This window comes from Streptomyces diversicolor (assembly GCF_057537855.1).
In genome coordinates this window covers 63445-89445 of record NZ_BAAJXA010000032.1, presented here as the reverse complement: position 1 = coordinate 89445, position 26001 = coordinate 63445, and the positions used below count along the sequence as shown (strand labels likewise).

Here is a 26001-nt window from a genome sequence, read left to right as displayed (position 1 = left end):
GCACCGCTGCCAATCCGCCGCACATGCATTGACCTGACTAGACCACTCCTCCTACCGTCACGGAACCACCAGGCCACACCGCCGTGCGCCCGCAGGAGGTCATGCCCGTGCGCCCCACCGCCGCCCTCACCGCCCTCCTCGCCGCCGGCCTCGCCGCCACCGCGCTCACCGCGTGCGGCAGCGGGTCCGGCAGCAGTCCCGACACCGTGAAGATCAGCTTCAAGCAGTCGACGGACAACTCGATCAAGGTGATGGACACCTATCTCGCCGACATCAAGAAGCAGTTCGAGAAGAAGTACCCGGGCAAGAAGGTCGAGTTCGTGCCCGTCAAGGCCGCCGACTCGGAGTACTACACCAAGCTCCAGCAGATGCTCCGCTCCCCCAAGACCGCGCCCGACCTGGTCTACGAGGACACCTTCCTCATCAACTCGGACATCACCAGCGGGTACTTGAAGCCCCTCGACCCCTATCTCGACGCGTGGCCCGACTGGGACCAGTTCATCGACACCGCCAAGTCCGCGGCCCGGGGCGAGGACGGCAAGACGTACGGCGTCCCGGACGGCACCGACACCCGCGGACTCTGGTTCGACAAGGGCGTGTTCGAGAAGGCCGGGCTGCCCGCCGACTGGCAGCCGAAGACCTGGGACGACGTGCTCGACGCCGCCCGCACCATCAAGCGGAAGGTGCCCGGCGTCACCCCGCTCAACATCTACACGGGCAAGCCGGCCGGCGAGGCCGCCACCATGCAGTGCTTCGAGATGCTGCTGTACGGCACCGGCGACGGCGGCGCCGATCCGCTGTACGACACCGCGTCCAAGAAGTGGATCACCGCGGGGCAGGGCTTCGAGGACGCCCTCACGTTCGTGGAGACCGTCTTCGAGGAAAAGCTCGGCCCGGACGTGGCCGACGCCCTCGACCCCAACTTCGGCACCCGGGTGCGCGGCGAACTCCTCCCCCAGGGCAAGCTCGGCATCGACCTCGACGGCTCGTGGCTCCCGCAGGACTGGCTGCCGGGCAGCGGCCACGAGTGGCCCGAGTGGTCCAAACGGCTCGGACTGGCCGCCATGCCCACCCAGCACGGCCAGGCCCCCGGCAAGGTGAGCATGTCCGGCGGCTGGACCTGGGCGATCCCCGCCAAGGCGGGCAACCCCGACCTGGCCTTCGACTTCGTCAAGGTGATGCAGACGAAACCGAACGCGCAGAAGTGGTACATCGCCAACTCCGGCATCGCCGTGCGCAAGGACGTGGCGAGCGACCCCTCCTATGTCGCGGCGCAGCCCGGCATCAAGTTCTTCACCGACCTCGTCGCGAGCACGCACTACCGGCCCGCCTACCCGGCGTACCCGAAGGTCTCCACCGCCATCCAGGAGGCGATGGAGGGCGTGACGACGGGCGACACATCGGTCGACGCGGCGGCGAAGGCGTACGACGACGCGCTGAAGGCCGCGACCGACAACCGGGTCATCGAGAAGTGACCGGCGAGCGGCCATGACCACCGCACCGCACGCGGGTCCGGGCGTCGCGCCCGCCGCCCCGGACCCCACGCCCCTTGAACCGGCGCCGCGGCCGGCCCCCGGGTCGCTGCGCCGCGCGCTCACCCGGACGCTGCCCCTGACCCCCGCCCTGGTGGTCCTGCTGCTGTTCCTGGCGGGCCCCATCGCCTACTGCGCCTACATCGCCTTCACCGACCTCCAGTTGACCGGCCAGGCGCACGCGTCCTTCGTCGGGTTCGCCAACTTCCGCCGGGCGTTCAAGGACGAGCAGTTCCTGAACGCGGTGTGGCTGACGCTGGTGTTCACCGTCCTGTCGTCGCTGGTCGGCCAGAACACCCTGGGTCTGGCGCTCGCCGCGCTGATGCGGCGCGCCTCGCAACCGGTGCGCACGCTGACTGGCGCCGTGGTGATCACGGCGTGGGTGCTGCCGGAGGTCGTGGCGGCCTTCCTGCTGTACGCCTTCTTCCGCCGCGAGGGCACCCTGAACGCCGTCCTGGACTGGCTGCATCTGCCGTCCCAGAACTGGCTGTTCACGCTGCCCATCCTGGCGGTGTCGTTCGCGAACGTGTGGCGGGGCACCGCCTTCTCGATGTTGGTCTACTCGGCGGCGCTCGGCGAGATCCCCAAGGAGATCACGGAGGCGGCCGAGGTGGACGGCGCGAGCGGCTGGCGCCGCATGTGGCACATCACGCTGCCGATGATCCGCCGCTCCATCGGTACGAACCTGATGCTCAACACTTTGCAGACGCTGTCGGTGTTCGGGCTGATCTGGGTGATGACCCGGGGCGGGCCGGGCGACCGTAGCCAGACCCTGCCCCTGTTCATGTACGAACAGGCATTCCAGAACAGCATGATCGGCTACGGCACCGCGGTGGCGCTGCTGCTGCTCCTGGTCGGCTCCCTGTTCTCCGTCGTCTATCTGCGCCTGCTGCGGACGGAGGTCTGACGCCATGCCCCGTACTCTCGCGTCCCGCCGCACCCGTCACCGGCTGGCCGCCGACGCGGGCCTGCTGGTCGCGGCCGTCACCTTCGCGCTGCCGCTGCTGTGGGTGGTGCTGTCCTCCCTGGACCGGCACGCCGATCTCAGGGTGAAGGTCCCCGACGGGCTGACCCTGGACAACTTCGACGCCATTCTGAACGCGGACGTCACCTTCACTCCGCTGCTCAACAGCCTGATCCTGTGCGGCGGCGCGACCCTGCTGACGGTGGTGTGCGCGGCGCTCGCGGCCTATCCGCTGTCCCGGTTCCGCTCCCGGCTGAACCGTCCGTTCCTGCTGACGATCCTGTTCGCCACCAGCCTGCCCATCACCGCGATCATGGTCCCGGTCTACGCGCTGTTCGTCCAGGTGAACCTCATCGACACCCTGCAGGGCACGATCCTGTTCTTCGCGGCCTCTCAACTCCCGTTCGCCATCTGGCTGATGAAGAACTTCATGGACGGCGTGCCGAAGGAGCTGGAGGAGGCGGCGTGGACGGACGGCGCGTCCTCGCTGCAGTCACTCGTGCGGATCGTGCTGCCGCTGATGGGGCCGGGGGTCGCCGTGGTCACCGTCTTCTCGTTCGTGATGATGTGGGGCAACTTCTTCGTGCCGTTCATGCTGCTGCTCAGCCCGGACCAGATGCCCGCCTCGGTGAGCATCAACGAGTTCTTCGGCAACCGGGGCATGGTGGCGTACGGGCAGCTGGCCGCGTTCTCGGTGGTCTACTCGACGCCGGTGATCCTGCTGTACGTACTGGTCGCACGCCGCCTGGGAGGCGGTTTCGCCCTGGGCGGCGCGGTCAAGGGCTGACCCCGCCGCCCCGCGTGCCACACACGGAACCCCACCGTCCCAGGCCCGCAACGCGCCCCACACGGAACCCGCCCGCCATCCGCCCCGCACCATCGCCGCCACCACGACCCGCCCCCTCGCCGCACACCGTCGCCGCCCCGTCCACGCGGCGCCCGCCGTCAGCAGCCGCACTCCCGCGACGGCAATCCGGCACGCCCTTCGCCATCACCTTGGCAGCGGGCGTCGCCACGCTCGCGGGGGTCTGGATCGCCCTGCCGGCGGGCTCTTCACGCCGACGGCGGGCCGGATCGCACGCACACTGGAAGAGAACCGCGAACGCCCACGCCACTGGCCGCACCGGCAGCGCCCGAACGCTCAGAAGACCGACTCGGCCTCGTCCATGCGGTCCTTCGGGACCGTCTTCAGTTCGGTGACCGCCTCCGCGAGCGGCACCATCACGATGTCGGTGCCGCGCAGCGCGGTCATCCTGCCGAACTCGCCCCGGTGCGCGGCCTCCACCGCGTGCCAGCCGAAGCGGGTGGCGAGCACCCTGTCGTACGCGGTCGGCGTGCCACCGCGCTGGACATGGCCCAGGATGACCGGCTTGGCCTCCTTGCCGAGCCGCCGCTCCAGCTCGTACGCGAGGGCCGTGCCGATGCCCTGGAACCGCTCGTGCCCGTACTGGTCGATCTCGCCCTTGCCGTAGTCCATCGTGCCCTCGGCGGGGTGCGCGCCCTCGGCGACGCAGATGACGGCGAACTTCTTGCCGCGGTCGAACCGCTCCTCGACCATCTTGACCAGGTCACCCGGGTCGAACGGCCGCTCGGGCAGGCAGATGCCGTGGGCGCCGCCGGCCATGCCGGACTCCAGGGCGATCCAGCCGGCGTGCCGGCCCATGACCTCGACGACCATCACACGCTGGTGGGACTCCGCGGTGGTCTTGAGCCGGTCCATCGCGTCGGTGGCGACGCCGACCGCGGTGTCGAAGCCGAAGGTGCGGTCCGTGGAGGAGATGTCGTTGTCGATCGTCTTCGGGACGCCCACGACCGGCAGGCCCGCGTCGGAGAGCATCCGGGCCGCGGTCAGCGTGCCCTCGCCGCCGATGGGGATCAGCGCGTCGATCCCGAACTCGTCGACCATGTCGGTGGCCCGCTCGCACGCCTCGCGCAGCCGGTCGCGCTCCAGGCGCGAGGAGCCGAGGATGGTCCCGCCGAGGGAGAGGATGCCGCCGACCGCGTCGAGGTCGAGGGTGCGGTAGTGGCCGTCGAGCAGTCCCCGGTAGCCGTCCTCGAAGCCGATCACCTCGTCGCCGTAGTTCGTGACCGCCCGGTGCACGACCGACCGGATCACGGCGTTCAGGCCGGGGCAGTCGCCGCCTGCGGTGAGGACTCCGATGCGCATCCTGCTGTGTCTCCTGCTCGCTGTCGACGCGGGTGAGCCAGTCCGATTGTTTCATGTCCCGGAAGCGGACGCGGCACCCCGTCCTGACGGGCGCCTTATCCGCGGGCGACGGTATTGTCAAGGGGGTTCCGCTCACCCTGGTGGGCGTTTTTGTGCGAGACGAATGCGAGACGAAACGGAGAGCACGCGTGACCCGCAGTGTGTACGTCACCGGGATCGACCGCGGCGACGGCCGCCAGGTCGTCGAGTTGGGGGTCATGGAGCTCCTGACCCGGCAGGTCGACCGGGTGGGAGTGTTCCGTCCGCTCGTGCACCACCACCCCGACCGCCTCTTCGAACTGCTGCGGGCCCGCTACCGGCTCTCCCAGGACCCGGCGACCGTCTACGGCATGGACTACCACGAGGCGTCCACGCTCCAGGCCGAGCAGGGCACCGACGAACTGGTGTCCACGCTCGTCGACCGCTTCCACCTGGTGGCCCGCGACTACGACGTGGTCCTGGTGCTCGGCACCGACTTCGCCGACACCCAGCTCCCCGACGAACTCGCCCTCAACGCCAGGCTCGCCAACGAGTTCGGCGCCTCCGTGATCCCGGTGGTGGGCGGCCGCGGGCAGAGCACCGAGTCCGTGCTCGCCGAGACCCGCAACGCCTTCCGCGCCTACCAGGGCCTCGGCTGCGACGTGCCGGCGATGGTCGCCAACCGGGTGGCCCGGGACGACCGCGAGGAGCTGGCCGGTCAGCTCGCGGACCGGCTGCCGGTGCCCTGTTACGTGCTGCCGGACGACCCGGCCCTCGCGGCGCCGACCGTCGCGCAGATCGGCCAGGCCCTGGGCGCCGAGGTGCTGCTCGGCGACGACTCGGGGCTCGCCCGGGACGCGCTCGGCTTCGTCTTCGGCGGCGCCACGCTGCCCAACCTGCTGGCCGCGCTGACCCCGGGCTGTCTCGTGGTGACCCCGGGCGACCGCGCCGATCTGGTCGTCGGCTCGCTGGCCGCGCACAGCGCAGGCACCCCGCCGATAGCGGGCGTCCTGCTCACCCTGAACGAGCGCCCCAGCGAGGGGGTCCTCACCCTGGCCGCCCGTCTCGCCCCCGGCACCCCGGTGCTGTCCGTGGCCGGCAACAGCTTCCCCACCGCCGAGCGGCTGTTCTCCCTGGAGGGCAAGCTGAACGCGGCCACCCCGCGCAAGGCGGAGACCGCGCTCGGCCTGTTCGAGCGCTACGTGGACACCGGTGATCTGCTGGGCCGGGTCTCCGCGCCGAGCAGCGACCGCGTCACCCCGATGATGTTCGAGCACAAGCTGCTGGAGCAGGCCCGCGCCGGCCGGCGCCGGGTGGTCCTGCCGGAGGGCACCGAGGAGCGCGTACTGCGCGCCGCCGAGGTGCTGCTGCGCCGGGACGTGTGCGATCTGACCCTGCTCGGGCCGGTCGACCGGATCCGCAAGCAGGCCGCCGACCTCGGCATCGACCTCGGCGAGGCGCAGCTGATCGACCCGGCCGTCTCCGAACTGCGCGAGGCGTTCGCCGAGCGGTACGCCCGGCTGCGCGCCCACAAGGGCGTCACGGCGGAGCTGGCGCACGACGTCGTCGCGGACGTGAACTACTTCGGCACCCTGATGGTCGAGGAGGGCCTGGCGGACGGCATGGTCTCCGGTTCCGTGCACTCCACCGCGGCCACCATCCGGCCCGCGTTCGAGATCATCAAGACCCGCCCGGAGTCCTCGATCGTCTCGTCGGTGTTCTTCATGTGTCTCGCCGACAAGGTGCTGGTCTACGGTGACTGCGCGGTCAACCCGGACCCGGACGCCGCGCAGCTCGCCGACATCGCCGTCCAGTCGGCGGCCACCGCGCGGCAGTTCGGGGTGGAGCCGCGGATCGCGATGCTGTCGTACTCCACCGGCACCTCCGGTTCGGGCGCCGACGTGGACAAGGTGCGCGAGGCCACGAAGCTGGCCCGGGCGCGGCGGCCCGATCTGAAGATCGAGGGGCCGATCCAGTACGACGCCGCGGTGGAACCCACGGTCGCCGCGACCAAGCTGCCGGACTCGGAGGTGGCGGGGCAGGCCAGCGTGCTGATCTTCCCCGACCTGAACACCGGCAACAACACCTACAAGGCCGTGCAGCGCTCGGCCGGCGCGATCGCCGTCGGACCGGTGCTGCAGGGTCTGCGCAAGCCGGTCAACGACCTGTCACGGGGCGCGCTCGTGCAGGACATCGTCAACACCGTCGCCATCACGGCCGTCCAGGCCCAGAGCCCCGCGCCGGCCCCGCACGAGAAGGCAGCCGCCCAGTGACCTCCCGCCCGTCGCCCACCACGACGCCGTCCGGCCAACCGCTCCCGGCCGCCGGCGCGTCCCGCGTCCTCGTCCTGAACTCCGGCTCCTCTTCGCTGAAGTACCAGCTGCTGGACATGCGCGACGGCGGCCGGCTCGCCGTCGGTCTGGTGGAGCGGATCGGCGAGCAGACCTCCCGGCTCAGGCACACCTGCCGCACCACGGGTGAGACCCGTGAGCAGAACGGGCCGATCGCGGATCACGACGCCGCCCTGAAGGCCGTCGCGGGGGAGCTGTCCCGGGACGGCATCGGCCTCGACTCGCCGGAGCTGGCCGCGATCGGGCACCGCGTGGTGCACGGCGGCATGTTCTTCACGGAGCCCACCGTCATCGACGACTCCGTGCTCACCGAGATCGAGCGGCTGATCCCGGTCGCGCCGCTGCACAACCCGGCGAATCTGACCGGCATCCGCACGGCCCGGGCGCTGCGCCCGGACCTGCCGCAGGTCGCGGTCTTCGACACCGCGTTCCACACGACGATGCCGGAGTACGCGGCCCGCTACGCGATCGACACGAAGCTGGCGGACCGCTACCGGGTGCGGCGGTACGGCTTCCACGGCACCTCGCACGCGTATGTGTCCCGGGCGACCGCGCGGCTGCTCGGCAGGGCGCCGCGGGAGGTGAACGTGATCGTGCTGCACCTGGGCAACGGGGCGTCGGCCTCGGCGGTCCGCGGCGGCCGGTGCGTGGACACCTCGATGGGACTGACGCCCTTGGAGGGGCTGGTGATGGGAACCCGCTCCGGTGACCTGGATCCGGCCGTCATCTTCCATTTGCGGCGCGTTGGCGGAATGTCCATGGACGAGATCGACACTCTTCTCAACAAGAGGAGCGGTCTGTTCGGCCTGTGCGGCGACAATGACATGCGGGAGATTCAGCGCAGGATCGAGGAGGGCGACGCCGGGGCGCGGCTCGCCTTCGACATTTACGTACATCGGCTGAAGAAGTACATCGGCGCCTACTACGCGGTACTCGGCACGGTGGACGCGGTCGTCTTCACCGCCGGCGTCGGCGAGAACGCCGCCCCGGTGCGGGCGGCGGCGATCGAGGGCCTGGCGGGGCTGGGCCTCGGCGTCGACCCGGAGCTGAACGCCGCGCGGGGCGACGGGGCCCGGCTGATCTCGCCGCCGGGCGCGCGGGTCGCCGTGGCCGTGGTTCCGACGGACGAGGAATTGGAGATCGCCGAACAGACCTACGCACTGGTCGGAAAGGGCGTCTGAGGAATTCGACCGGCACTCGCCTGGCACTCGCCTGAGCGTGAACCCGCCCATTTGTGTCTTCCATCAGACGGAATATTCCGTAGCGAAACAAACCGATAGGATCGCCCCATGCGCCGTTCGAAAATCGTCTGTACTCTCGGCCCCGCGGTCGACTCCCACGAGATGCTCGTCGCCATGATCGAGGCGGGCATGAACGTGGCCCGGTTCAACTTCAGCCACGGCAGCCACGCCGAGCACCAGGCGCGGTACGACCGCGTCCGTGCCGCGTCCAAGGAGACCAACCGCGCCATCGGCGTGCTCGCCGACCTCCAGGGCCCGAAGATCCGCCTGGAGACCTTCGCCGAGGGTCCGGTGGAACTGGAGCGCGGCGACGAGTTCGTCATCACCACCGAGGACGTCCCCGGCGACAAGAGCATCTGCGGCACGACGTACAAGGGCCTGCCGGGCGACGTCTCGCGCGGCGACCAGATCCTGATCAACGACGGCAACGTCGAGTTGAAGGTCGTGGACGTCGAGGGGCCGCGGGTGCGGACGATCGTCATCGAGGGCGGCGTCGTCTCCGACCACAAGGGCATCAACCTGCCCGGCGCTGCCGTCAACGTGCCCGCGCTCAGCGACAAGGACATCGAGGACCTGCGGTTCGCGCTGCGCATGGGCTGCGACCTGGTCGCGCTGTCCTTCGTCCGGGACGCCCGGGACGTGGCCGACGTCCACAAGGTGATGGACGAGGAGGGCCGTCGCGTCCCGGTGATCGCCAAGGTGGAGAAGCCGCAGGCGGTCGAGAACATGGAGGACGTCGTGATGGCGTTCGACGGCGTGATGGTCGCCCGCGGCGACCTGGCCGTCGAATACCCGCTGGAGAAGGTCCCCATGGTGCAGAAGCGCCTGATCGAACTGTGCCGGCGCAACGCAAAGCCGGTGATCGTGGCGACCCAGATGATGGAGTCGATGATCACCAACTCCCGTCCGACCCGCGCCGAGGCGTCCGACGTGGCCAACGCGATCCTGGACGGCGCCGACGCGGTCATGCTGTCCGCCGAGTCGAGCGTGGGCGCCTATCCGGTCGAGACCGTCAAGACGATGTCGAAGATCGTCCGGGCGGCCGAGCAGGAACTGCTCTCCAAGGGTCTGCAACCGCTGGTGCCGGGCAAGAAGCCGCGCACGCAGGGCGGTTCGGTCGCCCGGGCGGCGTGCGAGATCGCGGACTTCCTCGGCGGCAAGGGCCTGATCGCCTTCACCAAGTCCGGTGACACCGCCCGCCGGCTGTGCCGCTACCGCGCCGTCCAGCCGATCATCGCCTTCACCACGGACGAGTCCACCCGCAACCAGCTGACGCTCAGCTGGGGCGTGGAATCGCATGTCGTGCCGTTCGTGAACAGCACCGACGAGATGGTCGACCTGGTCGACCAGGAGGTCACCAAGCTGGGCCGCTTCGACGCGGGCGACACCGTGATCATCACGGCCGGCTCACCCCCCGGCGTCACCGGCACCACCAACATGGTCCGCGTCCACCACTTGGGCGGCGGCGAAAGGGACTGAGCGCTCCGCTGGGGCGCCGCGCCATGCCGTCGGTCGTCCGCGGCACCGTCGTGGCTGGGCGGGCCCGCGCGGCGGAGCCGCATGTCGATACAGCCCCGCGCCCCTTCGGGGCGCAGTCGAACCGACGCGTACCCCGCACGCCACCGAGGGCGCCCCCTGCGAACAGGGGGCGCCCTCGGTGTTCCGCGGCTCCCGGGCGGGCTTGTGAGGGGTGTCAGTCTGTGGTGTACACGTGCATGCCCGGTATGTGCAGGGTGCCTCCGAACTGGGCAGCCTGGGTGACCTTCACGTGGGTGAAGTAGATCAGCGGGATGTTCAGCGGCGGTGGGCTGTCGGGGCTGAACGTCACGGGGATCAGGCCGAAGAGGTTGCCGGAGATGCTCTCCGTGTACATCACCGTGTCGCCCTCGCGGATCGTGGACGTCGAGCCGGCCGCGGCCTGCACGTGGTAGGTCTTGCCCGCCTGCTTGTCCTTGACCGTCTGGTGCAGATCACCGATGTCGGTGCCGCCGGAGATGACGTACTTCAGCACCTTCTTGGTGGTGCCGTTGGCGCACTTGACCTCGACGATGCCCTGGTAGTCGGCGCTCTTGAGCAGCAGCGAGCTGGCGTCCAGGTACCAGGGGTCGTCCGCCACCGGCACCGCGTTGTCGACGCCGCCGGTGTCGTCCGTGGCGACCGGGCAGTCGTCGGCGGACGCGGAGGCGGAGGCCGACGGACTGGGCGAGGAGGTGGCCGGCCCGGCCGCCTCGCGTACGGCGTCGGTGGTGTCCCCGGCCGCCTCGGACACCTTGTCGGTGGTGCCCTTGACGGTGTCCTCCACCGTCTTGGTGACCTTGCCCGCCGTGTCCTTGACGGTGTCGGCGGCGCTGCCGCCCGCGTCCTCGCCGGCTCCGGAGTCCTTGCCGCCGGAGTCCTTGCCCCCGCCGGAGTCCTTGCCGCCGGAGTCCGCCGTGGACGCCGACGCGGAGGGCGTGGGGCTCGCGCTCGCCGAGGAGCCGGAGCCCGAACCGCCGGTGAGGATGCCGGTGATCGCGTCGCCGATGGTGCCGAGCAGGTTCCCGCCGCCGGTGGACGCCGACGGGCTGGGCGTGGCCTTGTTGTCGGATGCGGCGGCCGACGCAGAGTCGGAGGCGTTAGAACCGCCCGCCGAGGACGCCGACTTGGACGCGGACGGGCTCGGCGCGGCCTTGTCGTCGGAACCTGAATCCGACGAAGAGGCGTTGCCCGAGGCGTCCTTGGCGCCACCGGCGCCGTCTGTCGCCGACGGCGTCGGCGTCGGCGTCGCCTGGTCCGCGGACTCGCTCGCGCTCGGCGAACCGGTGGGCGACGGCGAGGCCGAGGTGCCCTTGGAGTCGTCCAGCGCGGTGACACAGTCCTTGTACTCGTCGGCCGTCAGGCTCTTCGACGACGGCGGTGTGTCGTTGTTGTCGGCGAGGGCGAGCGTGGACGTGAACCCCATGCCCATGAGGACCGCCGTGGGCATCGCCACGGTGGCGATGGCCTTGCCCGCCGGCATGTGGAACCTGGTGAACAGCGGCTTCTTGGGTGCCGCGTGACGCGGCCCGGTTCTCACACGGGACGCGTCCACATGAGTCCCGTGGGTCACCTCGTCAGCCGGCACTGTGCCTCCCGTTCGCCCCGTTGCCCGGGCTCGTTCCTGACAGGTCGTTCGCCTCGTACCCCGGGCCCGTCGCACTGCCGGGCACGGCCTCCGGGGAGTCCCCCGCGCCCGCGCCGCCCGCCTCGGCCGGCTGCGCCGCAGGCGGTACGCCCGGCGCCCAGGCCACGGCCATCGCCCCGCCGATCAGCGCGAACAGGAAACCGATGATGAAGCCGCCGAAGTTGGACACGGGGATGGACACCAGCGCCAGCAGGATCGCGGCGACTCCCGCGAAGGTCCGCACGTGCTGCTGGAACCAGAGGCTGATACCGAGGACGACGAGCAGCACACCGATGATCAGGGACCCGGCTCCGGCGGTGGTTGCCATCGCCAGGGTCAGATGCCCGATCTGGAGATGCGCGTACGGGAAGTACATGATCGGAAAGCCGCCGAACAGGACGAACAAGCCCGCCCAGAACGGGCGGTTCCCTCGCCAGGCGCGGAACTGCAGCCTACGGCGATGGAACTGGCCGGTAACGGCAGGAGTCTCGGCGCTCATGGAAAACAGCTCCCTGGTACGGCATTGCTGTGATGGTGATGTGTGCCACGCGTGAAGACGCGGCCGAAGTGGGGACGGGCGGGGGCGCCATCGGCTCCCCCGCCCGTCAGTGAGTGCTCAGTAGCACTCGACTCCCTTGCCTTTACCCCTGTGCAGCGACATCTGCAGGCCGCTGAGCTTGAAGGTTCCGGCGGTGGTCGCCCACGCCGTCTGCCGTACGTTGGTCAGGTCCGCGGAGTCGGCCTGCTGGGCGAATCCGTACGGATTGGCCTGCTCCTTGCCGCCCTTCATGCCCGGGCCCTTGCCGCCCCTGCCGTCGGCGGCGTTGGTGTCGCCCGCGGCCACGCCGATGTCGATGTTGCTGAACGTGGCGTCGGCCTGGAGATCATCGATGTCGATGTACAGGTTCTGGGCCTTGACCTGACGGTCCTCGTTGGAGCTGTCACCCGCCTCCAGCCGCAGGGTGATGTCACCGAGCAGCGGAATGTTCGGGGTGACGACCGACTGGCACATCTTCTGGATCGTGGCGGTCTTGAACGACGAGACCGCGACGGCGTGAGCCGTCTTCTCACCAGAGAGGGTGTACCCCGAGTCGACCGCTCCGTACTGCGCGAAGCCCTCACCGTGGAGCGACTTCGCCGTCACCTTGAACGACTGGCCGGAGACGCTGAACGACGCCGCGAGGGCGCCCTGCGCGAGTGCGACGCCTATACAAGCCGTGGCGGCGACGCTGGGCACCATGACCACAGCGAACCGCTTCCATCTGGTCCCGCCACGCACCTGGGACTCCATATTTCCTCCTTCTCGGACGTACATCTCCTGGCCCGGACTCGCACCAGTCGGCGGCTCGGCCGGGCAGGGATGGGAGAAGTGCTACGTCCTCGGGAAGGAGAACGCCCGCGCCCGGGGACACGAACCGCGCCCGAAATCACCGGCGATCACCCCCGAGCGACAACCTCTGGTCGCGCCTGACACGCATCACGCACAACCTTGCCGGACAGGCTTCGCCGGCCTGGCGAAGACCCCCCTGTCCGAGAGCCGGCCCCACTGCCGCCGGCTCTGCTCGGTGGGGACCCAGATGGACCCGCGCGCCCGATTGGCTGTCGGGGTACGGGAATGGACCGAGCGTCGCCGATCGTGGTGCATTCTCGCCGCCCGCACAAGGGGGTTCGTTACTGGCTAGTAACGGCCGGATAACCGAAGCACGACCCAGCGGCCCCGGAGCGCGACGCTCGGTGGCATCGAAGGGCAGAACAAAGCCGCTGATCTCCGGGCGGAACCAGACAGATCAACGGCCTTGATTTACTGCCAGTAACAGCGGCCGCGATTACCAAGATTTGGTAAAGCGCGGCCGCCCTGACGTCTCGTCGGCAAATCTTTCACTCGGGCATCACATGCCCCTGCGTTTAGCGACTGGTCAGAACGGGGCCCCCGCCCCGCTCGGGGTCCCGCTCAGAACAGCGCCCGGGCGAGCGCCCTGCGCGCCCCGACGACCCGCGGGTCGTCGGCCCCGACCACCTCGAACAGCTCCAGCAGTCGGCGCCGCACGGCGTCCCGGTCGTCACCCGCCGTGCGCCGTACGGTCTCGATGAGCCGCCCGAAGGCGTCCTCGACATGCCCGCCGACCAGGTCCAGATCGGCCGCGGCGATCTGCGCCTGCGCGTCACCCGGCTTCTCGGCGGCCTCCTTGCGCACCTGCTGCGGATCGGCGCCCTGTACCCGCTGAAGCAACTCGGCCTGGGCGAGCCCCAGTTTCGCCTCGCTGTTGCCCGGGTCGTCGCTCAACACGTTCTGGTACGCGCGGATCGCCCCGCCGAGGTCGCCGGCGTCCAGCGCCTGCACGGCGGCCTCCAGCAGCGCGTCGTACGGGCCGGCCGGTGCGGGGGCCGCGGCGGCGTCGGCACCGGCCGGTTCGGCGTCCGGGTCGACGGTCAGACCGGTGAGCCCGAAGCGCTCCTCGGCGACCTGCACCAGCTGGTCGAGGGTCTGCCGGATCTGCTGTTCCCCGGCGGCCCCCTGGAAGAGGGGCAGCGCCTGCCCCGCGACGACGGCGAAGACGGCCGGGATCCCCTGGATCCCGAACTGCTGCATCAGCATCTGGTTCGCGTCGACATCGATCTTGGCGAGCAGGAAGCGCCCGTTGTACTCGACGGCCAGCCGCTCCAGGACCGGGCTCAGCTGCTTGCAGGGCTGACACCACTCGGCCCAGAAGTCGATGACGACCGGTACCTCGGCGGAGCGTTGCAGGACATCGCGTTCGAAGCCCGCCTCATCGACGTCGATGACGAGATCGGCCGGGGATACGGCCCCCGTTCCGCCCTGCCGGGCGGCTTCGGCGCGCGCCTGCTCCGCCTTGGCCTTGGCCTCCTGGGCCGCCTTCACCGCGGCGAGGTCGACGACGCCGCTCATGGACATGTTCCGTGGCTGCATGCGTCTATCCTCCCCCGTACCGGCGCCTGTGTGAAAAGCGGTGTGAAAGCGCGCCGGGTCCCCACCCGCGCACCAGGGCACACCTCGTGTGCGCGTTCGCCCGCGCACGTCCCGCACGGGCTTTCGCTACGACTCGTAGCGTAATGCCAAAGGGGGTCCGGGCGACACCGCACCCCGGTGATCTCCCTCACGGCCGCGCGGAATCGGCCGGTTATGGTCGGGGGATGCAGAGCCGCACCCCCGCCGCCCGCACGGGCCGTCCGCGCAGCGCCGCCGCGGACACCGCGATCCTGGCCGCGACCCGGCATGCGCTGGTCGAACTGGGCTGGTCGAAGCTCACGCTGTCGGACGTGGCGACGCGGGCCGGGGTCGCCAAGACGACGCTCTACCGGCGCTGGGCGGGCAAGAACGAACTCGTCGTGGACGCGGTGGCGGAACTCTTCGACGAACTGGAGCTGCCCGACCGGGGCAGCCTCGCCGCCGACATCGAGGGCGTCGTCCTCCAGTTCGCGGCGATCCTGGCCCGCCCCGAGGCGCGCAGCGGCCTGATGGCGGTGCTGGCGGAGTCGACCCGGGACGAGGCGCTGCGCGAGCGCATCCGCGCCTCGATCGTCGACCGGCAGAAACGGCTGGTGCTCCAGGGCCGGGCCCGGGCACAGGGACGCGGCGAGCTGCCCCCGCAGCCGGATCCCGCGGAGGCCGCCCGCACGGTGGACCTGATCTTCGACGTGGTCGCGGGCGCGGTCGTGCACCGCACCCTGGTCAGCGCGGAACCCGCCGATCCCGACTGGGTACGCGGCTTCACCCGCGTCCTGCTGCACGGCCTCGCGGCCGCCGAGACGCCCCGGCCGCAGCCGCCTCCCCGGGCGGCCGCGACTCCCTAGAACCCGGCCGGTTCCGTGTAGACCCCCCACTCGTCGCGCAGCGCTCCGCAGATCTCGCCGAGGGTCGCCTCCGCGCGCACCGCGTCCAGCATCGGTTCGATCATGTTGGACCCGGACCGTGCGGCACCGATCATGGCGTCCAGCGCCGAGCGCACCGCCGTCTCGTCCCGGGCGGCCCTGCGGGCGCCGAGCAGCCGGACCTGCTCCCGCTCCACCTCATGGCTGACCCGCAGGATCTCCAGGTCCCCGGTGACCGAGCCGGTGTGGACGTTGACGCCCACGACCTTCTTGTCGCCCTTCTCCAGGGACTGCTGGTAGCGGAACGCGGACTCCGCGATCTCCCCGGTGAACCAGCCGTCCTCGATCCCGCGCAGGATCCCGGAGGTGACCGGACCGATCGGGTGGCGCCCGTCGGGGTGCGCCCGAAGGCCCCGCTCCTTGATCCGGTCGAAGATCTTCTCCGCGTCCGCCTCGATCCGGTCCGTCAGCTGCTCCACGTACCACGAACCGCCCAGCGGGTCGGCCACGTTGGCGACGCCGGTCTCCTCCATGAGCACCTGCTGGGTGCGCAGGGCGATCTCGGCGGCCTGCTCGCTCGGCAGCGCCAGCGTCTCGTCCAGGGCGTTGGTGTGCAGCGAGTTGGTCCCGCCGAGCACGGCGGCCAGCGCCTCCACGGCCGTGCGCACCACGTTGTTGTAGGGCTGCTGGGCGGTCAGCGACACCCCGGCGGTCTGCGTGTGGAACCGCAGCCACTGCGCCTTCTCGCTCTTGGCCCCGTACACGTCGCGCAGCCACCTGGCCCAGATCCGGCGCGCCGCACGGAACTTGGCGATCTCCTCGAAGAAGTCGACGTGCGCGTCGAAGAAGAAGGACAGGCCGGGCGCGAACACGTCCACGTCGAGCCCGCGCGACAGCCCCAGCTCGACGTACCCGAACCCGTCCGCCAGCGTGTACGCCAGCTCCTGGGCGGCCGTCGCCCCGGCCTCGCGGATGTGGTAGCCGGAGACGGACAGCGGCTTGTAGGCGGGGACGCCGGCCGCGCAGTACTCCATCAGGTCGCCGATCAGCCGCAGATGGGGCTCCGGCTGGAACAGCCACTCCTTCTGCGCGATGTACTCCTTGAAGATGTCGGTCTGCAGCGTGCCGTTGAGGACGCCCGTGTCCAGGCCCTGCCGCTCGGCCGCGACCAGGTACATGCAGAAGACGGGGACGGCGGGTCCGCTGATCGTCATCGAGGTCGTGACGTCGCCGAGCGGGATGTCCTTGAACAGGACCTCCATGTCGGCGGCCGAGTCGATGGCCACCCCGCAGTGGCCGACCTCGCCCAGCGAACGCGGGTCGTCGGAGTCGCGCCCCATCAGCGTGGGCATGTCGAAGGCGACCGAGAGCCCGCCGCCGCCCGCGGCGAGGATCATCTTGTAGCGCTCGTTGGTCTGCTCCGCGTTGCCGAACCCGGCGAACTGGCGGATCGTCCAGGTGCGCCCCCGGTAGCCGGTCGGGTACAGACCGCGGGTGAAGGGATACTCCCCCGGCCAGCCGATCCGCTCGAATCCCTCGTACGTGTCGCCGGGTCGCGGCCCGTACACCGGCTCCACGGGATCGCCGGAGAGCGTGGTGAAGTCAGCGTCGCGCTTGCGCGCGGCGTCATAGCGGGCCTGCCAGCGGCTGCGGCCCTCCTCGATGGCATGAGCGTCCATACCCTCGAATTTACTAGGACGTCCAAGTAAATGTCGATGGCAGACCGCCGCGCGTCGCCCGCACGGCGGTGTGACCTACGCCTTGGCGGCGGCGGGGGCCGGGTCGGCGACCTTGGCCTCCAGCTGGTGGCTGATCTTCCGCTCGACGAAGAAGGCGGCCGTCGGGATCGTCCCCGCGAGCAGCACCCACAGCTGTCGCCCGACCGGCCACTTCGCCTTGGAGCCCAGGTCGAAGGCGACGACGAGGTAGACGACGTACAGCCAGCCGTGCGCGATCGCGATCACCCGGGTGAAGTCCGCGGCGCCGTCGATGCTCAGGAGGTACTTCGCGATCATGCCGAGACACAGCAGGACCAGGAGCACACCCGTGACATAGGCCATGACGCGGTAGCGGGTCAGCACGCTTGGTTTCATGGATACGAGCGTAACGACCCGTTCCGGGCGGCCTTGCCCCGGGTCACTCCTCGAAATCCTGCGCGGCGACGCGCAGTGGACGCAGCATCGCGAAGATCTCCGCGCACTCCTCCGCGTCGTACACGCCGAGCCCGAAGTCCATGGCCATCAGGTCACGGGTGGCGGCCTCGACGACCTCCCGGCCCTTGTCGGTGATCACGGCGAGCGTGCCGCGCCCGTCGTTCGGATTGGGCCGCTTGTCCACGAGACCCGACCGCACCAGCCGGTCGACGGTGTTCGTCACCGACGTGGGGTGCACCATCAACCGCTCGCCGATCTTCGACATCGGCAGCTCCCCCGCCTTGGAGAAGGTGAGCAGCACCAGCGCCTCGTAGCGCGCGAACGTCAGCCCGTACGGCTTCACCACCGCGTCGACCTCGCCGAGCAGGATCTGGTGCGCCCGCATGATCGAGGTGATCGCGGACATCGACGGCACGTTCCCCCACCGCTGCTTCCACAGGTCGTCGGCGCGAGCGATGGGATCGAAGGGGAGGCTGAGTGGCTTCGGCACGCCCTTGACCTTACCGGCCGGTCATATGCCGGTCAGCCCCGTCCCGGCTTTCGGTCGCCCGATACGCCGCCGCCAGCGCGCAGCAGCACACGACCCCCAGCGCACCGGCCCCGGCGACGGTCGCCCGCACCCCGAACGCCTCGGCCGCCACGCCCGCCAGCGCCATGCCCACGCCCTGGACGGTCATCAGCCCCGCGCTCAGCACGGTCATGGCCCGTCCGCGCAGCTCCTCGGGGACCGCCCGGACGAACCGCTGGTCGAGGCCGAGCGTGTACGCGGACCCGGCGCCCGCGAGCAGCAGGAGCAGCAGCGAAACCGCGAGCCCGGGGCGCAGGACGTAGCCGAGGTAGGGCAGCAGGGTGAGGCAGACCAGCGGCAGCGCGATCCGCTCCCGGACGGCCGGACGAAGCCGGGCGCCGGCGTACAGCTCGCCGAGGACCGTGCCGACCGGCAGCGCGCACATCAGCAGGCCGAGCCCGGCGGACCCGACACCGAGCGCGTCCGCGTACGGGGCGGCCAGCGCCTCCGGGACGACGCAGAACATCGCGGGCACCCAGAACAGCAGCAGCTGGAGGCGTATCCGCGGGTCGGCGAGGAGCGGCCGGGCGCCGCCCGCAAGGCCGCCGGGCACGGCGCCGGTGTCCCGGGCCCGGGCCGGCCGCCTGCGGGTGCCGAGGCGCAGCAGCGCGGCCGAGCCGAGGAAGGTGCTCACGGTGATCAGCAGCGCGTGCCGGGGCGCGACCACGGCGAGCAGCAGCCCGCCGAGCCCGTACCCGACGAGCAGGGCGCTCTGCGCCACGATCCGCAGCAGCGAGCGGCCCAGCACGAACAGATCACCGCCGCCGAGGACGTCGGCGAGGGTCGCCATGCGGGTACCGGCGAACACCGGCGCGACGACGGCGACGCAGCAGCGCAGCGCGAGCAGGGCGCCGATGCCGGTCCCGGGCACCACCATGAGCGCGACGCACCCGGCGCACACCAGGTCGCACACCACCAGCACCCGGCGGGCCGGGAAGCGGTCGGCGACCCCGGCGAGCAGGGTGCCGCCGAGCACGTACGGCAGGAAGCCGAGCGCGAAGGTCAGCGCGCTCAGCAGGGGCGAGCCGGTGAGGTCGTAGACGAGCACGGACAGCGCGATCTCGCTGACGATCACGCCCAGCATGGACAGCGTGTGGGCGGCGAAGACGGCCCGGAACTCGGGCACGGCGAAGACCCGGGCGTACCCGGTGGCCGGCGGCGCCGGCACCTGCTGATCTGATGTCACGCACGGCAGCGTGCACGCGCGCGTGCCGTCGGCGTAAAGATTCGGTGTGTGCCGAATCCGGCCGGGGCCGCCCGGCCGCACGCCGTCGCGCCCGGGAGGTCCGTCATGCCGTCGCTGCTGCACTTCGAGGAGATCGACTTCCTGCGCTGCCGGTTCGCGCTGTCCCCGCTGTGGGAGACGCAGCAGGCGGTGCGCACGCTCAAGCACGCGGACCGGCGCGGCTACCACGCGCCCTGGCTGCGCCGCATCCGCACGGCCGCGGCGGGCCTCGACCTGGCCCCGCTGTGGCTGCTGATGCCGCGCCGCGGTCACTCGCCCGACTGGCTCGGCCCGGCCCCGATCGGCCCGACGACCACCTTCGAGGAGGAGATCGCGGCCGTGCGCGCGGCCGATCCTGCGACGGCCCGCGAGGACACCGCCCGGTCGCTCCGGGCGACCCGGGGTGCGCTGCGGTCGCCGTACGGCCGGGCCTGGCTGGCCGACCCGGAGCGGATGCTGCGCGAGCTCGCGGACCTCCTGGAGGAGGCGTGGCGGGTGCTCGTCGCGCCGGACTGGCCGCGGCTGCGCACGCTGCTTGAGGCGGACATCGCCTTCCACTCCCGCCGGTTCGCGCAGGTCGGTCTCGGCGGGCTGCTGCCGGAGATCAGCGAGCGGTGCAGCTGGCAGGGCGGGACGCTGGTCGTGGCGTCGCACGACCGGCACGAGCGGCGGCTGGGCGGGCAGGGTCTGGTGCTGATGCCGAGCGTGTTCGTCTGGCCGGACGTCATCAGCTCCTTCGACCCGCCCTGGCAGCCCGCCCTGGTCTACCCGGCCCGCGGCATCGGCGGCCTGTGGTCGCGCTCCGCCGGCCCTGCCCCGGAACGGTTGGTACGGCTGCTGGGGCGGGGGCGCGCGGCGGTGCTCGGCGCGCTCGACGAACCCGCGACCACCACCGCGCTGGCCCGCCGGCTGTCACTGGCGCCCTCCTCCGTGTCCGCGCATCTGACGGCGCTGCGCGACAGCGGCCTGCTGACGGCCCGCCGCTACGGCCACGAGGTCCTGTACGAACGCACTCCCCTCGGCATAGCCCTGGCGACAAGCGAACCCATCTGAACCAGGCCCAGTGAAGCGCCCCGAAGGGGCGCGGGGAACGGCGCGACCAGCCACGACGATGCCGCAGACGGCCGACGGCATATCGCGGCATTCCCAGCGGAGCGCTCAGTGGCGCAGGTGGTGGCGGATCGCTCTGTGGGCCATGGGGCCGAGTTCGTCCAGGGCGGCCACCAGGGCGCCGAGTTGTTCCAGTGCGTCCAGGGCCGCCTGGGCGCCCCGCTCGTCCACGCCCTCGTACAGCTCGATCCCGACGAAGGCCGCGGCCACCGCGCGGGCGAGCCCCGCCGGGTCGGTGAACTCGGCGAACGGGGTGGCCGTGAGGACCCGGGTGAGGACCCGCTCGATCTCGGTGATCCACAGGTCGAGGCCGGCCGCCGTGGCCGGGCCGAGGGACGCGTGGGTCTGGGCGCCGGCCAGCAACTGGCCGAGCAGCGCGACCTGCCCGCCGGCCCGCTCCTGTTCGTGGATCTCGCGGCCGACGGCCAGCAGTTCGCCGAGCGAGCTGACGGCGGCGAGCCGGGCGCGGTACCGGGAGACCGCCTGTTCCGCGCCGTAGCGGCAGGCGGCGGCGAGGAGTTCGTCCACCGAGCCGAAGTGGTAGAAGACGAGCGCCTGGTTGACCCCGGCCGCCGCCGCGACCGTACGGGCCGACGTCTTCGCGATGCCCTGCTCGGTGAGCGTGCGCAGCGCGCCCTCCAGCAGCTTGGTCTTCGTCTCCGTGGCCCTCGTCTCCGTGGCCCTCGGCTCCGCGGTCATGACGGGTTCGCCAGGGAGCACAGCAGGTGCGGGGCACGCGCGCGTGCGGGCGCGGTGCGCAGGCAGCGCCGGGCGGCCGGGGTGCCGGGCAGCGGCGCCTTGAACAGGGCGAGGGCCATGGCGACGAGGAGGAGCAGCGGGCACAGGAACGCCACAGCGGGGGCGAGTGAGCCGAAGCGCGGGACGAGGGAGCCGGCGCCGAGGCCGGCGCAGCCCGCGGTGAGCACCAGCGCCCGTACCAGCAGTTCGGCCAGCCAGTTCAGCAGCGCGCGCTCCGGTGTGATCCCGCGCTCCAGCCACAGCCGCAGCCGGTCGAAGGACCATGCGGTCGCCCAGCCCATCAGCGGGCGCAGCAGCAGCCGGTCGGCGAGCGCGCCGAGGGCGCCGCCGCGGGGGCGGTAGTCGTAGCCGGTGAGGAAGCGGACGCCGTCGCCGTCGGGTACGTAGCGGAAGTAGCCGCCGCCGGCGGCGATCGGGGTGAGCGGGTGCGGGGAGGCGAAGCGCAGCGCGGAGGCGCGGGTGCCGTCGGGGCGCTCCTTCTCACCGGCCGAGATCCCGGTGCCGGACACCCTGAGGAAGGGCAGCACGCGGGTGGCGTACCGAAAGCGGCGCGGCTCGCCCTCCGGGCCCGGCAGGCGGGTGATCTCGGTGAACCTGAGGTCCCAGCGCGGACGCTGGACGGGGTCCTGTGTGCGGTCCCAGAGCGCGTCGAGATCGGCACGCACGCGTGCCTCCACGTAGAGCTCCACGGTGCATTCCCCCAAGCCGACCGGCAGTTGAGCGACCGCTCAACCACCCGGCAGGCAACGTACACCCGTTTGAGCGACCGCTCAAACCCCTGAACGGGCGGTCCCACGGCGGGACATGGGAGAACCCCGGCCCTGGGACCTTCGGGGCCGGGGTTCGGCACGGCGGGCGGTGCGCGGGGGCTCAGCCCGCCAGATGGCGCTCGACGGTCTCCACCTTGGAGGTGAGGCCGTCGGTGACGCCTGGCCGGATGTCGGCCTTGAGCACCAGGGAGACGCGCGGGGCGCGCTCCTCCACGGCGGCGACGGCGCGCTTGACGACGTCCATGACCTCGTCCCACTCCCCCTCGACGGAGGTGAACATGGCGTCGGTGCGGTGCGGCAGGCCCGACGCGCGGACCACGCGGACGGCGTCGGCGACGTACTCCCCCACGTCCTCGCCGACGCCCAGGGGCGTCACGGAGAAGGCGACGATCATGCGTTGACGACCCCTTCCCGGCGGGCGCGGGCGGCGATGACCGCGTCCTCGGCCTCCCGGCGCAGCTTGCGCTCGGCGAAGAAGCCGCCGGTGGGCAGGACCGAGAGGACGAAGTAGAGGGCCGCGGTCTTCAGGCCCCACTTGGCGCGGTTCCAGGCGTCGGCCCAGAAGATCACGTACAGGACGAACAGCACACCGTGGATGCCGCCCATCACGGGCACCGCGTTGAAGTCCGTGGTCCGCTTCAGCACGGAGCAGACGAGCAGGACGAGGAAGGAAACGGCCTCCGGGGCGGAGACCAGGCGGAGGCGTCGCAGGGCGCTGGCGGTCTTGATGTCCACGGGTCACCTTCGGTGGGAGCGGGGCGGCAGTTCGTCTGGCGCCGGTTTGTGAACGCGAGCACAAACTCTCGCCCATTGTGGCAAACCGCCGAGGGCCACTCGGGAGGACCCCCTCCCCTCGGCACGGCGGGCCCGCTACCGTCGCCGGGTGGCGATGTTTCGACTTCAAGGCAGCAGAGTGCTCGCCGTCGAGATGACCGGGGACGCCGTGAAGGCGAAGAACGGCTCGATGGTCGCGTACGACGGGCAGATGAGCTTCAAGAAGCTGACCGGTGGCGGTGAGGGGCTGCGCGGCATGGTGACCCGCCGGCTCACCGGTGAGCAGATGACCGTGATGGAGGTGAAGGGGCACGGCACGTGCTGGTTCGCGGACCGCGCCTCGGAAATCAACCTCGTCGACCTCCAGGGGGACAAGCTGTACGTGGAGTCGAGCAATCTGCTCGCGACCGACGCCGGGCTGCGCACCGGGACGACGTTCACCGGACTGCGCGGCGCCTCGCAGGGCAACGGGCTGTTCACGACCACCGTCGAGGGCCGCGGGCAGGCCGCGATCATGTCGGACGGGCCGGCCGTCGTGCTGCGGGTCAGCCGGCAGTACCCGCTGACCGTCGATCCCGGCGCCTACATCGCCCATCAGGGCGAGGTACGCCAGTCCTTCCAGGCCGGTGTGACCTTCCGCACGTTCCTCGGTGAGGGCGGGGGCGAGGCGTTCCAGATCCGGTTCGAGGGCGAGGGGCTGGTGTACGTGCAGCCGAGCGAGCGGAACACCATCGCGGGGGATGTGTGACATGGCGTTGCGGGAGGTCAATTCGAAGATGGTGGAGGCCACGGTGGTCCCCGGCACCCGGCTGTTCAGCCAGCGCGGCGCCATGCTCGCCTACCGGGGCGACGTCTCCTTCACCCCCAACATCCAGGGCGGGCAGGGCGGTGTGCTGTCGATGATCGGCCGCCGGGTCACCGGTGAGGCCACCCCGCTGATGACCGTCGAGGGCAGCGGCACCGTCTTCTTCGGGCACGGCGGCCACCATGTGCAGGTGATCAGCCTCTCCGGCGACACCCTGTACGTGGAGGCGGACCGGCTCCTCGCCTTCGAGGGCACGCTCCAGCAGGGGACGATGTTCATGGGCTCGCAGGGCGGGGTCATGGGGATGGTGCGCGGGCAGGTCACCGGGCAGGGGCTGTTCACCACCACGCTCAAGGGACACGGGGCGGTCGCCGTGATGGCGCACGGCGGGGTGTTCGAGCTGCCGATCACACCGCGGCGTCCGGTGCACGTCGACCCGCAGGCGTACGTCGCCCACCACGGTGACGTCCGCAACAAGCTGTCCACCGCGCTCGGCTGGCGCGACATGGTGGGGCGTGGCTCCGGCGAGGCGTTCCAGCTGGAGCTGAGCGGGAGCGGCACGGTGTACGTCCAGGCGTCGGAGGAGAAGCTGTGAGCAGGTACGCAGGTCCGGGCGCCGGGCCCGTGGTGTACGACCCGATGACCCTGCCCGCCGACGACAACGTGAACAGCTACACCTTCTGCGTGGAGCTGAACGGCGGGCAGTGGTTCCTGCAGAAGGGGAAGATGATCGCCTACTACGGGGCGATCGAGTTCAACGGGATCGGGCACGGGCGGCTCGACCGTCTCGTGCGTACGTCCTTCCATTCGCCTCTGCACGCGAGCGACTGGGTGGTGGCGGAGGGCTCGGGCAAGATGCTCCTCGCCGACCGGGCCTTCGATGTGAACTCGTACGACCTGGACGAGGGCAATCTGACCATTCGCTCGGGCAACCTGCTCGCATTTCAGCCAAGTCTTGCGCTCAAACAGTCGATCGTGCCGGGTTTTCTCACCCTCATCGGAACCGGGAAGTTCGTGGCCGCGTCCAACGGCCCCGTGGTGTTCATGGAACCCCCGATCCGGGTCGACCCGCAGGCGCTGGTCGGATGGGCCGACTGCCCCTCCCCGTGCCACCACTACGACCATGGGTATCTGACCGGCGTTCTGGGCGGTCTACGTGGGATGACGGGCCTCGGCGGGGTCTCCGGGGAAGAGCACCAGTTCGAGTTCGTGGGGGCCGGCACGGTGCTGCTCCAGTCGACCGAGAAGCTGATGGAGGAGCAGGCGACGGGGGCCGTTCCGGGTGAGCCCGGGGTGCCCGGCGGCGGGATGTCGGGAGGTCACGGAGCGGGCCAGGGCGGACCGCGTCTTCCCGGACAGCTGGGAGATCTCCAGCGTCGCTTCGGGCTGTGAGCGGTAGTCTGCGGAGTGTGACGTCGAACGCGTGCGCACGGTCACACCACCCTCGCTAGTTCACCTTTCAACTTCTTAGGTAGACTTCATTCATGGAGACCGAGACGGCCACGCGCTGGCTGACCGAAGCGGAGCAGTGCGCCTGGCGCACCCACCTGGAGGTCAACAGGCTGTTGACGTACCAGCTCGAAAAGGATCTGCAGCCGTTCGGACTGACGATGAACGATTACGAGATCCTGGTGAATCTGTCCGAGTCGGAGGACGTACGGATGCGGATGAGCGACCTCGCGTCCGCCACCCTCCAGTCCAAGAGCCGCCTCTCGCACCAGATCACGCGCATGGAGAACGCGAACCTGGTGCGGCGCGAGAACTGCGAGTCCGACCGCCGGGGGCTGTACGCGGTGCTGACCGAGCACGGCATGGAGACCATGCGGAAGGTCGCGCCGCATCATGTGGCGTCCGTACGCAGGCACTTCATCGACCTGCTGGCCCCGGAGGCCCTGACGGAACTGGAAAAGGCCCTGAAGCCGATCGCACAACACCTGAGAAGCCAACGAGCCCGCCCCTGACCGGCAGGCCGCCGCACCGCCGCACCGGCTCACAGCAAGCCCGACAGACGCCCCGAACGGCAACCGACCGCAGCGCGGCGGGGCCAACGGAGCACCGCCCGGCGCCCCCACCGCCCACGGTGGCGCCCCCAAGCCCCACAGGACCCGCTACGCCGAGAGGTTGCGGCTGTGCTGAGCCGCCCGGCCACCGGGCAAGGCCCCCCACGCCGCACCACGGCGGGCGCACCCCGCACAGGGCCGCGGCTCGTCACACCAGCGGACCATCACTGACAGCCCCACCGATGGCCCGGGCCGTCCGCCCCGCAGCACACCACAGCGAGCCCACCGCGGCCGATACCCGCCGGTCCACCATGCCCCGCAGCAGCACACCGCGCGCGGCCCCGACCCCGGCACCGGCGGCCATCGTACGAGCGGACCACTACGGGCAGTTCCACGGCGCTCGCGAGCCCGCCGACCCGGACCGCGGCCGGCGCCGTCGGTCCCGCCCTGCGTGACGGCGTCAGCCGGTGGTGTCAGGGAGGCCACGGCAGCCCGTCAGGAGCGCCCGAAGCCCCCGGGCCCGTTACCCCGCCCGGTCCGACGCCCCGCACGCGCGCCCGACGCCGGTCCGGACGCCCTCCGCCCCCGCCC

25 protein-coding genes are annotated in these 26001 nt (G+C 71.0%); 12 read left to right on the top strand and 13 right to left on the bottom strand.

Annotated features, from left to right (window positions below):
* The first annotated feature begins 101 nt into the window (after positions 1 to 101).
* Genes AC27LF_RS31835 through AC27LF_RS31825 form a run of 3 tightly spaced genes read left to right on the top strand, consistent with a single transcriptional unit; the run spans position 102 to position 3283 of the window.
* Positions 102 to 1475 (top strand): extracellular solute-binding protein, encoded by a 1374-nt coding sequence (locus tag AC27LF_RS31835; RefSeq protein ID WP_479657315.1) that lies wholly within the window; start codon positions 102 to 104, stop codon positions 1473 to 1475.
* 13 nt (positions 1476 to 1488) lie between these two features.
* Positions 1489 to 2439 carry a carbohydrate ABC transporter permease gene (locus AC27LF_RS31830; protein ID WP_479657316.1) on the top strand — a complete coding sequence of 317 codons (951 nt, stop codon included), beginning with the start codon at positions 1489 to 1491 and terminating at the stop codon, positions 2437 to 2439.
* 4 nt (positions 2440 to 2443) lie between these two features.
* Positions 2444 to 3283: a carbohydrate ABC transporter permease gene (locus AC27LF_RS31825; RefSeq protein ID WP_479657317.1), complete on the top strand. Its 840-nt coding sequence runs from the start codon at positions 2444 to 2446 to the stop codon at positions 3281 to 3283.
* 354 nt (positions 3284 to 3637) lie between these two features.
* On the opposite strand, the gene AC27LF_RS31820 is transcribed toward AC27LF_RS31825, so the two are convergent.
* Positions 3638 to 4663: an ATP-dependent 6-phosphofructokinase gene (locus tag AC27LF_RS31820; RefSeq protein WP_479657318.1), complete on the bottom strand. Its 1026-nt coding sequence runs from the start codon at positions 4661 to 4663 to the stop codon at positions 3638 to 3640.
* A 188-nt stretch (positions 4664 to 4851) separates the two neighbouring features.
* Here AC27LF_RS31820 and pta point away from each other — a divergent pair, with 188 nt between their 5' ends.
* The 3 genes from pta (at position 4852) to pyk (ending at position 9752) form a co-directional block, all read left to right on the top strand.
* Positions 4852 to 6954, top strand: a complete 2103-nt coding sequence (gene pta / locus AC27LF_RS31815) for a phosphate acetyltransferase (protein ID WP_479657319.1) — start codon at positions 4852 to 4854, stop codon at positions 6952 to 6954.
* A complete protein-coding gene (locus tag AC27LF_RS31810; RefSeq protein ID WP_479657320.1) occupies positions 6951 to 8213 on the top strand; it encodes an acetate kinase in 1263 nt (420 codons plus the stop codon). Before pta ends, AC27LF_RS31810 begins: the two co-directional genes overlap by 4 nt.
* A gap of 108 nt (positions 8214 to 8321) precedes the next feature.
* Positions 8322 to 9752, top strand: a complete 1431-nt coding sequence (gene pyk, locus AC27LF_RS31805; RefSeq protein WP_479657321.1) for a pyruvate kinase — start codon at positions 8322 to 8324, stop codon at positions 9750 to 9752.
* A 214-nt stretch (positions 9753 to 9966) separates the two neighbouring features.
* Here pyk and AC27LF_RS31800 read toward each other — a convergent pair whose 3' ends face one another.
* From AC27LF_RS31800 to AC27LF_RS31785, 4 genes are all read right to left on the bottom strand, one after another.
* Positions 9967 to 11376 (bottom strand): hypothetical protein, encoded by a 1410-nt coding sequence (locus AC27LF_RS31800; RefSeq protein WP_479657322.1) that lies wholly within the window; start codon positions 11374 to 11376, stop codon positions 9967 to 9969.
* Positions 11366 to 11914, bottom strand: coding sequence for a DUF6114 domain-containing protein (locus AC27LF_RS31795; RefSeq protein WP_479657323.1), 549 nt, complete (start codon positions 11912 to 11914; stop codon positions 11366 to 11368). Before AC27LF_RS31795 ends, AC27LF_RS31800 begins: the two co-directional genes overlap by 11 nt.
* A 117-nt stretch (positions 11915 to 12031) precedes the next feature.
* Complete coding sequence (locus AC27LF_RS31790) at positions 12032 to 12706, bottom strand: DUF6230 family protein (protein WP_479657324.1); 675 nt, start codon at positions 12704 to 12706, stop codon at positions 12032 to 12034.
* 660 nt (positions 12707 to 13366) lie between these two features.
* Positions 13367 to 14344, bottom strand: a complete 978-nt coding sequence (locus AC27LF_RS31785; RefSeq protein ID WP_479657325.1) for a tetratricopeptide repeat protein — start codon at positions 14342 to 14344, stop codon at positions 13367 to 13369.
* A 224-nt stretch (positions 14345 to 14568) separates the two neighbouring features.
* Between AC27LF_RS31785 and AC27LF_RS31780 the strand changes: the two genes are divergently transcribed.
* Entirely contained in the window at positions 14569 to 15228 is a 660-nt protein-coding gene (locus tag AC27LF_RS31780) for a TetR/AcrR family transcriptional regulator (RefSeq protein ID WP_479657326.1), read from the top strand.
* On the opposite strand, the gene icmA is transcribed toward AC27LF_RS31780, so the two are convergent.
* The 4 genes from icmA to AC27LF_RS31760 all read right to left on the bottom strand — a co-directional run bounded on the left by icmA (position 15225) and on the right by AC27LF_RS31760 (position 19153).
* Positions 15225 to 16925, bottom strand: a complete 1701-nt coding sequence (gene icmA, locus AC27LF_RS31775) for a coenzyme B12-dependent isobutyryl-CoA mutase large subunit (protein WP_479657327.1) — start codon at positions 16923 to 16925, stop codon at positions 15225 to 15227. The two genes, AC27LF_RS31780 and icmA, sit on opposite strands and share 4 nt — an antisense overlap.
* A 75-nt stretch (positions 16926 to 17000) precedes the next feature.
* A complete protein-coding gene (locus AC27LF_RS31770) occupies positions 17001 to 17339 on the bottom strand; it encodes a DUF3817 domain-containing protein (RefSeq protein WP_479657328.1) in 339 nt (112 codons plus the stop codon).
* Between the two features lie 43 nt (positions 17340 to 17382).
* On the bottom strand, positions 17383 to 17889 hold the full coding sequence (locus AC27LF_RS31765; protein WP_404026096.1) for a MarR family winged helix-turn-helix transcriptional regulator: 507 nt from the start codon (positions 17887 to 17889) through the stop codon (positions 17383 to 17385).
* 10 nt (positions 17890 to 17899) lie between these two features.
* Entirely contained in the window at positions 17900 to 19153 is a 1254-nt protein-coding gene (locus AC27LF_RS31760; protein WP_479657329.1) for an MFS transporter, read from the bottom strand.
* Positions 19154 to 19258: 105 nt separating this feature from the next.
* Between AC27LF_RS31760 and AC27LF_RS31755 the strand changes: the two genes are divergently transcribed.
* On the top strand, positions 19259 to 20245 hold the full coding sequence (locus AC27LF_RS31755; RefSeq protein WP_479657330.1) for an ArsR/SmtB family transcription factor: 987 nt from the start codon (positions 19259 to 19261) through the stop codon (positions 20243 to 20245).
* Positions 20246 to 20350: 105 nt separating this feature from the next.
* Here the strand turns inward: AC27LF_RS31755 and AC27LF_RS31750 are convergent, their stop codons facing one another.
* From AC27LF_RS31750 to AC27LF_RS31735, 4 genes are all read right to left on the bottom strand, one after another.
* Positions 20351 to 21001: a TetR/AcrR family transcriptional regulator gene (locus AC27LF_RS31750; RefSeq protein WP_479657331.1), complete on the bottom strand. Its 651-nt coding sequence runs from the start codon at positions 20999 to 21001 to the stop codon at positions 20351 to 20353.
* Positions 20998 to 21750, bottom strand: a complete 753-nt coding sequence (locus AC27LF_RS31745) for a hypothetical protein (RefSeq protein WP_479657332.1) — start codon at positions 21748 to 21750, stop codon at positions 20998 to 21000. The genes AC27LF_RS31750 and AC27LF_RS31745 overlap by 4 nt, the downstream gene beginning before the upstream one ends.
* A gap of 181 nt (positions 21751 to 21931) precedes the next feature.
* Positions 21932 to 22225, bottom strand: coding sequence for an MTH1187 family thiamine-binding protein (locus tag AC27LF_RS31740; protein ID WP_479657333.1), 294 nt, complete (start codon positions 22223 to 22225; stop codon positions 21932 to 21934).
* Complete coding sequence (locus AC27LF_RS31735) at positions 22222 to 22566, bottom strand: DUF3817 domain-containing protein (RefSeq protein WP_479657334.1); 345 nt, start codon at positions 22564 to 22566, stop codon at positions 22222 to 22224. The genes AC27LF_RS31740 and AC27LF_RS31735 overlap by 4 nt, the downstream gene beginning before the upstream one ends.
* 154 nt (positions 22567 to 22720) lie before the next feature.
* Between AC27LF_RS31735 and AC27LF_RS31730 the strand changes: the two genes are divergently transcribed.
* The 4 genes from AC27LF_RS31730 to AC27LF_RS31715 all read left to right on the top strand — a co-directional run bounded on the left by AC27LF_RS31730 (position 22721) and on the right by AC27LF_RS31715 (position 25371).
* On the top strand, positions 22721 to 23353 hold the full coding sequence (locus AC27LF_RS31730) for an AIM24 family protein (protein WP_479657373.1): 633 nt from the start codon (positions 22721 to 22723) through the stop codon (positions 23351 to 23353).
* Position 23354: 1 nt separating this feature from the next.
* Entirely contained in the window at positions 23355 to 24005 is a 651-nt protein-coding gene (locus AC27LF_RS31725) for an AIM24 family protein (RefSeq protein WP_479657335.1), read from the top strand.
* Entirely contained in the window at positions 24002 to 24802 is an 801-nt protein-coding gene (locus AC27LF_RS31720; protein ID WP_479657336.1) for an AIM24 family protein, read from the top strand. The genes AC27LF_RS31725 and AC27LF_RS31720 overlap by 4 nt, the downstream gene beginning before the upstream one ends.
* 92 nt (positions 24803 to 24894) lie before the next feature.
* Positions 24895 to 25371 (top strand): MarR family winged helix-turn-helix transcriptional regulator, encoded by a 477-nt coding sequence (locus AC27LF_RS31715; protein ID WP_479657337.1) that lies wholly within the window; start codon positions 24895 to 24897, stop codon positions 25369 to 25371.
* Positions 25372 to 26001 lie beyond the last annotated feature (630 nt).

Excerpts from the sequence above, each read along its gene's own strand:
- AC27LF_RS31795 (WP_479657323.1), bottom strand. The coding sequence starts at position 11,914 with ATGAGCGCCGAGACTCCTGCCGTTACCGGCCAGTTCCATCGCCGTAGG.
- AC27LF_RS31820 (WP_479657318.1), bottom strand. The coding sequence starts at position 4,663 with ATGCGCATCGGAGTCCTCACCGCAGGCGGCGACTGCCCCGGCCTGAAC.
- AC27LF_RS31780 (WP_479657326.1), top strand. The coding sequence starts at position 14,569 with ATGCAGAGCCGCACCCCCGCCGCCCGCACGGGCCGTCCGCGCAGCGCC.
- AC27LF_RS31750 (WP_479657331.1), bottom strand. The coding sequence starts at position 21,001 with ATGACCGCGGAGCCGAGGGCCACGGAGACGAGGGCCACGGAGACGAAG.
- AC27LF_RS31755 (WP_479657330.1), top strand. The coding sequence starts at position 19,259 with ATGCCGTCGCTGCTGCACTTCGAGGAGATCGACTTCCTGCGCTGCCGG.
- AC27LF_RS31740 (WP_479657333.1), bottom strand. The coding sequence starts at position 22,225 with ATGATCGTCGCCTTCTCCGTGACGCCCCTGGGCGTCGGCGAGGACGTG.
- pyk (WP_479657321.1), top strand. The coding sequence starts at position 8,322 with ATGCGCCGTTCGAAAATCGTCTGTACTCTCGGCCCCGCGGTCGACTCC.
- AC27LF_RS31785 (WP_479657325.1), bottom strand. The coding sequence starts at position 14,344 with ATGCAGCCACGGAACATGTCCATGAGCGGCGTCGTCGACCTCGCCGCG.
- icmA (WP_479657327.1), bottom strand. The coding sequence starts at position 16,925 with ATGGACGCTCATGCCATCGAGGAGGGCCGCAGCCGCTGGCAGGCCCGC.
- AC27LF_RS31730 (WP_479657373.1), top strand. The coding sequence starts at position 22,721 with ATGTTTCGACTTCAAGGCAGCAGAGTGCTCGCCGTCGAGATGACCGGG.
- AC27LF_RS31830 (WP_479657316.1), top strand. The coding sequence starts at position 1,489 with ATGACCACCGCACCGCACGCGGGTCCGGGCGTCGCGCCCGCCGCCCCG.
- AC27LF_RS31770 (WP_479657328.1), bottom strand. The coding sequence starts at position 17,339 with ATGAAACCAAGCGTGCTGACCCGCTACCGCGTCATGGCCTATGTCACG.
- AC27LF_RS31835 (WP_479657315.1), top strand. The coding sequence starts at position 102 with ATGCCCGTGCGCCCCACCGCCGCCCTCACCGCCCTCCTCGCCGCCGGC.
- AC27LF_RS31715 (WP_479657337.1), top strand. The coding sequence starts at position 24,895 with ATGGAGACCGAGACGGCCACGCGCTGGCTGACCGAAGCGGAGCAGTGC.
- AC27LF_RS31725 (WP_479657335.1), top strand. The coding sequence starts at position 23,355 with ATGGCGTTGCGGGAGGTCAATTCGAAGATGGTGGAGGCCACGGTGGTC.
- AC27LF_RS31790 (WP_479657324.1), bottom strand. The coding sequence starts at position 12,706 with ATGGAGTCCCAGGTGCGTGGCGGGACCAGATGGAAGCGGTTCGCTGTG.
- AC27LF_RS31825 (WP_479657317.1), top strand. The coding sequence starts at position 2,444 with ATGCCCCGTACTCTCGCGTCCCGCCGCACCCGTCACCGGCTGGCCGCC.